The sequence below is a fragment of the Yersinia artesiana genome, from assembly GCF_902726545.1.
In the GTDB taxonomy this organism is placed as follows: Bacteria; Pseudomonadota; Gammaproteobacteria; order Enterobacterales; family Enterobacteriaceae; genus Yersinia; species Yersinia artesiana.
Map to the genome: position 1 here is coordinate 1 of NZ_CACVAD010000090.1, position 9,042 is coordinate 9,042.

Genomic DNA, 9,042 nt, shown 5'->3' on the forward strand with positions numbered 1-9,042 from the left:
GTTTCATCAAGTAAAACAGTGGAAGTACACCATATATCAAATGCTGCATTGACAGCCAGATAAACGTCATGTGGGTTATCCATTATGGGCGTAATGTATTCACCAATCATTTTTCTTTCACTAAGATAATTCCATGCCCACAGACAATCATCTTTTTTCTTGGGCGACAGAAATGATAGTGCGTTTTTTTTACAAGTAATCTGTCTGTAAGAATTTCTCATTTCATTTAAAAATCTACGTTTGCCTTGAGGGTTAATCCATCGATCAAAAAAATTCACAATATTAAAGAATCGTGCCCTGCTATTTCCAGGGAGGGGATCACAGCCCAAAAAAATATAAGGAGTTACGCCTGGTTTCTTAATAGGTGGTGAAAAAAAGAGCGCAGGCATTGTGTAAATGTTACACCACATCCAGTAACAAGCCCGGTCACTGTCCTCAATCCAAGAGAAATCACTGAATTTATATACATTTTCTAATGCGGAACTAACTATGTTATCCAGTAATAATTTTGTTTGTTCAACATCAATGTCGGTATTAATTTCGGGTATTTCTTTATGTAGAAACCTTATCCAATTGTCCACCCCTGATTTCATTAAATGGCTCGTGAATGTAATGGACTGGCTTTTCAACGCCTGACTGATGTAGCCGCATAAGCGACTATCGTAATCTGAATCTGAGCTAAATCGTCCTTTCATCGTACCTTCTACACACTCATCATTGAAGTAATTAAAGGATAATAAAACAGTAACCAAATGATAATCAATAGGTAATAAAATGGTAATGAAAAAATCCAGGAAAGGCTTGTCCGTAGCTGTTAAAAAAGCCTATCACATGCTTACAGTTTAAGAAATTGATGAATCATGTACCCTGCATCATCGTCTGCACATACCAGTGGCTATCTACACCCAATCGATTTAGAGTTACAGGACGATGACCAGCCCGCGAGTCCCCAGGAGCATAGATAACTATGTGACTGGAGCGGGTGGGCGCAACCAACGCACCTGTATAGTTATTATCGGAATGGTCCAGTAGGTTACCTCTTATTATACAAGGGAGAATAGAGTACGGAGGATGATAAAAAGTCTTAATAGCCAAGAGTAAGTTCATAAAATTAATAATTAAGGTTAATTGGTATTATAGAGAGTAGATCCCAATTGATAGACATCTAACATCCCAACCTCGGGATGATACATATCCGTCATAAGTGATTGAACCCTGCTTGACAGAAAAAACAGATGCACTAGTTCCTTTGAATTCATCCAAAGGAACAGAGCAATGCAAAGACATTACCCACATTTAAAGAAAATCATCCCTAACGACTTCCTGCTGAATTTGATTAATCACCATCTCAATCAGATCCTGGCATGTCACGCCAAGATACTGGCGTTTCGAATGGATTTTGATTATCAGCGTGGTACGAATCGATTCATTCGTAACTCCTCGATAGAAATACAAGATGACCTCAGAGAGCTTACTCAGGCAATGATCAGCCTTCCTGGCGTTATCGGTAGCTTCTGGGTACTGGAATGGACATCAGAAGGGGCAGTTCATGCCCATGCTATTTTTTATCTTAATGGCCGGGAACATCAGAAATCATTCCCATTCATTTCACAGGCAGGAGAACTGTGGCATCAAATTACTTATGGCGAGGGAAAATACCAGCGATGCAAACCAAAGGAATATCATCAGGACAACATTAACAATGTTGTTGAATATCACAATAACGAAGCCATAAACAGTCTCAGACGTATAGCCAGTTATCTAACAAAAGAAGACCAAAAATATGGTTATCTAATTTGGGGATGTAATGAGGTTCCCTCGCCTGCAAGGCAGGGTAGACCAAGAAAGTTTTGTTAGTTTTTAACAGCAGCACCGGTTGCTATGCCGGAGCGGGCAGCAGAATAACCCCGACTTCGGTTTCCATTTAGCTACCGGAGAATCAAATCATGACAGTTAAACCAACCCTACTTGAAGATCGCTTTGTTGATATGGCTTTCATCACCCGCCTGCTGGGGGTCAGTGATAAGTGGATTTACCGACTCATCAAAGGTGGCATATTCCCCAAACCTATCAAATTGGGGCGAAGTTCACGATGGCTACAGAGTGAAGTGGAAGCATGGCTACAGGAGCGTATCGCTCAATCTCGTCAGTAACGCTTTCCGGTGTTTGCCACATATTTCCCAGCCAGCTTAACGATCCGCCTGCTGCGGAGGTTTCTGGCTGTCTGTTTTACAGAGATGAAGGATTCTTTACCGATGAAAGAAACCATTGCCCGTTACGACTATTTACTTAACACCTACCAACGCTGGTTGGCCGATTTAACCAATATCGCAGTCCGAAACGGCATGTGCCATCCGGATATTCAATCAAGCCATCTTCTTACGCTCTCAACGTTACATTTTCCTGAGACTGGCGCAGTGGTTGCGGTCGTGCCGCAATGCCTCTACCGGATTATTTATGGTAAAGCACGACCAGAACCGTTGACTATCCAAAACGATTTGCAAATAAGTCTTGAAACCGAAAATGAACTTCTGTTCACCCATGCCGGGATGGAAGGGGTTTTACTGAGTGAGTGTGTCAGATTGAAGCAAAGCCGCATAGCCAATAAGTTGATCAGCCTTTCCGCGCGATTTAAGGCGCGTGAGATTCGTCATAAGCTGATCTGGCTGTGCTGGCACGATTTGATGCAGGGGGCTTCGATGACCGATTGGCTGGAGAACCTGAAGCGGATGAATCATGTGGAAATTTGCTTCTGGCTGGGGCAACGACAGGAGAAAAATGCGGCGCTGACGAAGCTGATGGATGAGTATGTGGTTTTTACGCGTTATTAGCCTTTTAAACTTAATAAGTTAGCTTTTCCTCTCTTTGCCATAGAGATAACTTCTCCACCAGTCTATTCATTCCTGCCATATGTCATCGGGCTCACTTTGCCAGCTAAATTAGTGTGATATTCTTTCCAGAATTCCTGTTGTATCCACGACATAAGGCGATGATTGATGGAGCAGTCTCTCAATTTTGAAATGTTGCGCAGCCAGTGGCCGGAACTGGCTGAGCTGGGATTAATGGCGGAACGTTATGTTCACACCGATCCAGAAAGCTGTCTGGTGAAACTGCGTAACTACACCGAATTGATGGTGCGTTGGTTATATCGTCAGGAGCGACTGCCGGAAGGTATCAAAGCGAATCTGTATGATTTAATGAACGCCGATGTCTTCGCCAGCATGATGCCGGAAGCCATCATCATGAAAATGGATGCGCTACGTATCCACGGTAACCGCGCCGCGCACGGCGGACGTATCAAAGCTAAAGATACTTACTGGCTGCTTAAAGAAGCATATTTACTGGGGGTTTGGCTGTATGTTCGCTATGCCCACGGGAATGTTGATGACTGCCCCAAATTCTCTCTCCCACCATTAACACAATCTTCAGGACGTGCTGATGAAAAACGTCTGGAAGATGCAATCAGGGCTCAAGATGAAAGCCGTGAGCGCGAACTGGCATTACAACGTGCACTACAGCAAGAGCAGGAAAAGGCCGAACACCTTACTCAGCGCCTGAATGAAGCCAGAGCTCGCAACCAGCATATTGTCGACATTCTTTCTATTGATGAAGCGGAAACCCGCCGCCGCCTGATTGACTCCCGCCTGCTTGCTGCTGACTGGAATGTAGGGGAAGAGCTTAACAACACCGATCAGGTTACGCAGGAACATCCAGTTAAAGAACAACCTACCGCAACCGGCGACGGTTATGCGGATTATGTCTTGTGGGATGAGGCGCACAAACCGCTGGCGGTAGTGGAAGCCAAAAAAACCAGCGTCAATGCCGAACAAGGACGAATTCAGGCCCGGTTGTATGCAGACTGGCTGGAAAAAGAATATGGTCAGCGTCCGGTCATCTTCTGCACCAACGGCTACGATATCTGGCTATGGGACGACCATAAAACTCATGGCTATCCTCCGCGCCGGGTATTTGGCTTCTATTGCAAGGAAAGCCTGCAATATCTTATTCAGCAGCGTGAAACCCGTCTGCCGCTGAATAGTGTGCCGCATGTCAAAGACAACGAAGGTAAGGCCGTTGCCGGACGTTTGTATCAGCTTGAAACCATCGCCCGCGTCAGCGAACGGTTTACCAACAAGTACCGACAATCGTTAATTGTACAGGCCACTGGTACAGGCAAAACCCGCGTGGCAATTGCACTAAGCAAACTGATGATTGATGCTCGCTGGGTAAAACGCGTCCTGTTTCTTTGCGACCGTAAAGAGCTGCGTAAACAGGCGGCGAATGCCTTCAATCAGTTCACCAATGAGCCGCTGTATGTGGTCGGGAAATCAAAGAAAGCAGACAGACAGAATGCCAGAATCTACATCGCTACCTATCCGGGCATGATGAAAATCATGGACCATTTCGATGTCGGTTATTTCGATCTGATCATCGCCGATGAATCCCACCGCTCTATCTACAACGTCTACGGCGATCTATTTAAGTATTTTGATGCCCTCCAGATTGGCCTGACGGCCACGCCGATCGACATGGTGAGCAAAACCACTTTCGGTCTGTTTGGTTGTGAAGGACGCATCCCTACCGCCAACTACAGCCTGGAAGATGCTATCGCCGATAACAATCTGGTGCCTTATGAAGTCGTTACGCACACCACGGAATTCCTGCGCGAAGGCATTAAACGGGAGAAATTAAGCGACGCACAAATCCGTGAGCTGGAAGAACAGGGTATCGACCCCAATACGCTGGAATTTGATGGCAAGGCACTGGATGAGGCGATCTACAACAAAGACACCAACCGCTATATCCTGCGTAACCTGATGGAAAATGGCCTGAAAGATCGGGACGGCCAACTGCCAGGTAAAACCATCATTTTCGCCCGTAACCACAAACACGCGCTGCTGTTGAATGAATTGTTCGACGACATGTACCCGCAGTTTGCCGGACGTTTCTGCCAGGTCATCGACAACTACGATCCCCGCGCCGAGCAACTGATTGACGATTTTAAAGGGCTGGATGAAAGCACCAATAAAGAGCTGACCATCGCTATCTCTGTTGACATGCTCGATACCGGTATTGATGTCCCGGAGATTGTGAATCTGGTCTTTGCCAAACCGGTCAAATCGAAAGTGAAGTTCTGGCAGATGATTGGCCGTGGTACACGCCTCTGCTCGGGGCTTTACGGCAACGATGAAAACGGCAAGCCGCTGGATAAACAGAAATTCCGTATTTTCGATCACTGGGGCAACTTTGAGTATCACGAACTGCATACCGAAGAGGCCGAAGTAACAGCTACAAAATCGCTGGCGCAAAAACGCTTCGAAGCGTGGGTTATGCTGGGGGCTGCTGCACAGCGTAAGTTCGACAAACAGGCGGTGGATTTAGTCGCTCACCAGCTCCGCGAGCAGATCAACGCGCTGGATGAAAAGTCGATTGCCGTACAGGAAAAGTGGCAGCAAAAAGCGCAGTACAGTGATGAAAAGGTGCTGCGCCAGCTTTCTCCGAAAACACAGCAGGATCTGCTATCTGTTCTGGCCCCGCTGATGCAGTGGCTGGACGTGCGCGGACAAAGCGATGCCATACGCTTTGATATGGATATTCTGGCGGCGCAAACTGCCCGTTATACCAACCCGGAAGAGCTGGATGTGCTCTGGCCGGTCATCGTCGAAAAAGTGGAGCGCCTGCCGCCGCATTTGGCGCAGGTGCAGCAACAGGGACAACGAATCAATCAGCTTCGTGATCTAGGCTGGTGGAAGCAAGCCAGCCTGGAAGAGCTGGAGGATATTCGCATTCATCTGCGTGGGATCATGCACCTGATGGAAAAAGACGCGACGCCAAAATTTGGTTCGATACAGGTGGATATTACCGAAGATGCGAACCTCATCCAGACAGAAACCCGCAAAACTAATATCCGCTCGATTGATTTCAAACTCTATCGCCAGCAGGTTCAGGGGGCACTGGAGCCGCTGTTCCAGCAAAATCCGGTGCTGAAGAAAATCCGCAACGGCGAGCCAGTCACGCAAAACGAGCTGGATGAGCTGGCGAAGCTTGTGCTGATCCAGAACCCCAACGTTGATATTCGTGCGCTGAAAGAGTTCTATCCGCAGGCAACTGCCAGCCTGGATAAACTTTTGCGTACCATCATCGGGATGGACAGCGACGCGGTGGAAGTGCGCTTTGCTCAGTTCGCCGCTGATAACAGTCTGACCAGCCAACAACTGCGCTTCCTGTCATTGCTGAAAAACCACATTCGCGATTACGGCACCATTGAAATGCGGCAGCTCTTTGAACAGCCTTTTACGCATATCCACAACGAAGGCGTTACCGGTGTGTTCCCTGATATAGAGCAGATCGCCCGCTTGCAAAAGATAGTCGAAGAGCTGGGTGTTGTGACCGACGCAGCGACGGTATAATACACGCATGACAAGCCCCGGCAGCGGGGCTTTTGTATTTAAAACAGGATATAAACGCTAACAATGATCACCGGTGACTTAAAAAGTAAAATCGACGGACTATGGGAAGATTTCTGGGTGGGTGGTATCACCAACCCGCTGACCGTAATCGAACAGATCACCTATCTAATGTATTCCCGGATGCTGGATACTCAGGAACAACGTGACGAGAAGCGTAAACAAATCGCGGGTATTGATTTTAAACCGCGTTTTACGCCAGAACAGCAGGAGTTCCGTTTCAGTCACTATAGCAATCTTGGCTCGGATGAGATGATGGAAGTGGTGCGCGATGGCGTATTCCAGCATTTTCGTCAGCTCGGCCAGGCCGATGCGTCGAAGGTAACGCTGCTGGGCAACTTTATGAAAGATGCCCGTCTGGAGATTGTTAAGCCGTCATTGCTAACCAAAGCGGTTGAGGTGATCAAAAACCTGCCATTGGATCGCGGCGATACCAAAGGCGACCTTTACGAATACCTGTTAAGCAAGCTGACCACTGCCGGGATCAACGGTCAGTTCCGCACACCGCGCCACATTATCCGCACGATGGTTGAAATGATGGAGCCGAATCCCGCCCGCGACGAGACGATTTGCGATCCGGCCTGTGGCACCGGTGGCTTTCTGGCGACCAGCTATGAATATCTGCTGGAGAAGTACAGCTCGCTGGAATCCATTCATACTGAGATTGGCACCAACGAGCGTGGCGAGCTGGAAGAACAAAAAATCTTTACCGGCGATCTGCTGACGCCATGGCGTAACCATGTGGATAACAATATGTTCCACGGTTACGATTTTGATACCACCATGCTGCGTATCGCTGCCATGAACCTGATTATGCACGGCGTGGAAGCGCCTGATATTCACTATCAGGACACAATGAGCCAGAGTTTCAGCACTAACTTCCCGCAGGCCAGTAAAAACGCCTTCAACCTGATTCTGGCGAACCCGCCGTTTACCGGTTCACTGGATGAGGAAGATATCGACTCCACGCTGTCGGCAATGGTGAAAACCAAGAAAACCGAGCTGCTGTTCCTGGCACGTATTCTGCAAATGCTGAAAGTTGGCGGACGCAGTGCCACTATCGTGCCGCAGGGCGTGCTGTTTGGCTCCAGTAAGGCGCACCAGTCACTGCGTAAAACGCTGGTGGAAGATAACCAACTGGAAGCGGTGATCAATCTGCCTTCCGGCGTATTTAAACCTTACGCTGGCGTGGCGACGGCGATCCTGATCTTCACCAAAGGCGGTCAGACGGATGAGGTCTGGTTCTACGATCTACAAAATGACGGCTACAGCCTGGATGACAAGCGCAACCCGATAAAAGACAACGATCTGCCGCATCTACTGGCAAGCTGGAAGCATTACCGTACTTTACGCGGGCTACCGGTTGATAACTTTATGGGCGAGAAATTAGCCTCGTTGCTGAAACAGCAGTACCCAGAAGGGATTGATGCTGACGTTGATTTTAAAGATCGCACTCAGGCGGCGTTTGTTGTACCAAAAGAAGATATTGCTGCGCAGAAATACGACCTCTCTATTAATCGTTATAAAGAAGTGGTGTATCAGGCGGAAGAGTATGAAGATCCGAAGGTGATACTGAAGCGATTAAAAGATCTGGAAAAAGAGATTCTGGCGGATCTGGATGAGCTGGAGGGGATGCTGTGAGTTGGCCGATGGTGAAGTTAGGGGATGTAGCACCTGCAATTCCAATTAAAAATGTTAATTTGGACGAAGATGAACTGGTTTGGCAGTTAAATCTTGATCAAGTTGAATCCAATACAGGAAAAATCATTGATAAAGTTAAACAACCTTTATCAAGTGCAGGCCCATCTACTCATTTTTTCAATAATGAACATGTTCTGTACTCAAAATTACGCCCTTATTTAAATAAAGTAGTTGTCCCGGATGAGTTGGGTATCGCAACTACTGAATTAGTGCCAATGAAGCCGGACCAGAAGAGATTAAATAAAAAATATTTATCCTACTACCTGCGTTCAAAGCCATTTGTCGAGTGGGTATCTACCCAAGTCTCTGGTGCAAAAATGCCTAGGGTTGTAATGAGTATTTTCTGGCAACATGAAATGCCTCTTCCTCCACTATATGAGCAAGAGAGAATCGTTGCTATTCTCGATAAATCCGATGGAGTATGCAAAAAACGTGAGCAAGCTAACAAACTGGCTGATAACTTTTTAAAAACTACGTTTCAAAAAAAATTCAATGATGAAACTTTTTTATTAAATGGTTGGGAGTTGAAAGATTTAAAAGACATAGCATTTATCCAAACTGGACCATTTGGAACCCAGCTTCATAAGGAAGATTATGTTGAAAATGGTATACCACTAATTAACCCTACAAATATTAAAAATGGTATTATCATTCCCAACTTTAAACTATGCGTAGATCGCCACAAATATGACAAACTAAAAGAATATCATTTAAAAAAAGGTGACATTATAATGGGCCGAAGAGGAGAAATGGGTCGTTGTGCACTGATTAATGATAAAGAGGATGGATGGTTTTGCGGCACAGGAAGCCTTTTTATTAGATTAAAAACGCCAAATGAAATACTTTCTTTTTATTTGAACGAATATTTATCTAG

7 protein-coding genes are annotated in these 9,042 nt (G+C 46.4%); 6 read left to right on the forward strand and 1 reads right to left on the reverse strand.

Annotated features, from left to right (window positions below; translation table 11 throughout):
- Positions 1-695: hypothetical protein (locus HU019_RS19725; protein WP_174850519.1), on the reverse strand; the 695-nt coding region annotated here is incomplete at its 3' end.
- 580 nt (positions 696-1,275) lie between these two features.
- Here HU019_RS19725 and HU019_RS19730 point away from each other — a divergent pair.
- The 6 genes from HU019_RS19730 to HU019_RS19755 all read left to right on the forward strand — a co-directional run.
- Entirely contained in the window at positions 1,276-1,857 is a 582-nt protein-coding gene (locus HU019_RS19730) for a rolling circle replication-associated protein (RefSeq protein ID WP_039026316.1), read from the forward strand.
- An 89-nt stretch (positions 1,858-1,946) separates the two neighbouring features.
- Positions 1,947-2,153 (forward strand): helix-turn-helix transcriptional regulator, encoded by a 207-nt coding sequence (locus HU019_RS19735; protein WP_039026317.1) that lies wholly within the window; start codon positions 1,947-1,949, stop codon positions 2,151-2,153.
- 102 nt (positions 2,154-2,255) lie between these two features.
- Complete coding sequence (locus tag HU019_RS19740; protein WP_039026318.1) at positions 2,256-2,831, forward strand: hypothetical protein; 576 nt, start codon at positions 2,256-2,258, stop codon at positions 2,829-2,831.
- Positions 2,832-2,996: 165 nt separating this feature from the next.
- The gene (locus tag HU019_RS19745) at positions 2,997-6,410 is read left to right on the forward strand and encodes a DEAD/DEAH box helicase family protein (RefSeq protein ID WP_174848230.1); all 3,414 of its coding nucleotides are present in this window, start codon (positions 2,997-2,999) and stop codon (positions 6,408-6,410) included.
- Positions 6,411-6,473: 63 nt separating this feature from the next.
- Positions 6,474-8,108, forward strand: a complete 1,635-nt coding sequence (locus HU019_RS19750; protein WP_032250300.1) for a type I restriction-modification system subunit M — start codon at positions 6,474-6,476, stop codon at positions 8,106-8,108.
- The coding region (locus HU019_RS19755) for a restriction endonuclease subunit S (protein ID WP_174850520.1) at positions 8,105-9,042 on the forward strand (938 nt) is incomplete at its 3' end. The genes HU019_RS19750 and HU019_RS19755, both read left to right, overlap by 4 nt.

Excerpts from the sequence above, each read along its gene's own strand:
- HU019_RS19730 (WP_039026316.1), top strand. The coding sequence starts at position 1,276 with ATGCAAAGACATTACCCACATTTAAAGAAAATCATCCCTAACGACTTC.
- HU019_RS19735 (WP_039026317.1), top strand. The coding sequence starts at position 1,947 with ATGACAGTTAAACCAACCCTACTTGAAGATCGCTTTGTTGATATGGCT.
- HU019_RS19740 (WP_039026318.1), top strand. The coding sequence starts at position 2,256 with ATGAAAGAAACCATTGCCCGTTACGACTATTTACTTAACACCTACCAA.
- HU019_RS19745 (WP_174848230.1), top strand. The coding sequence starts at position 2,997 with ATGGAGCAGTCTCTCAATTTTGAAATGTTGCGCAGCCAGTGGCCGGAA.
- HU019_RS19750 (WP_032250300.1), top strand. The coding sequence starts at position 6,474 with ATGATCACCGGTGACTTAAAAAGTAAAATCGACGGACTATGGGAAGAT.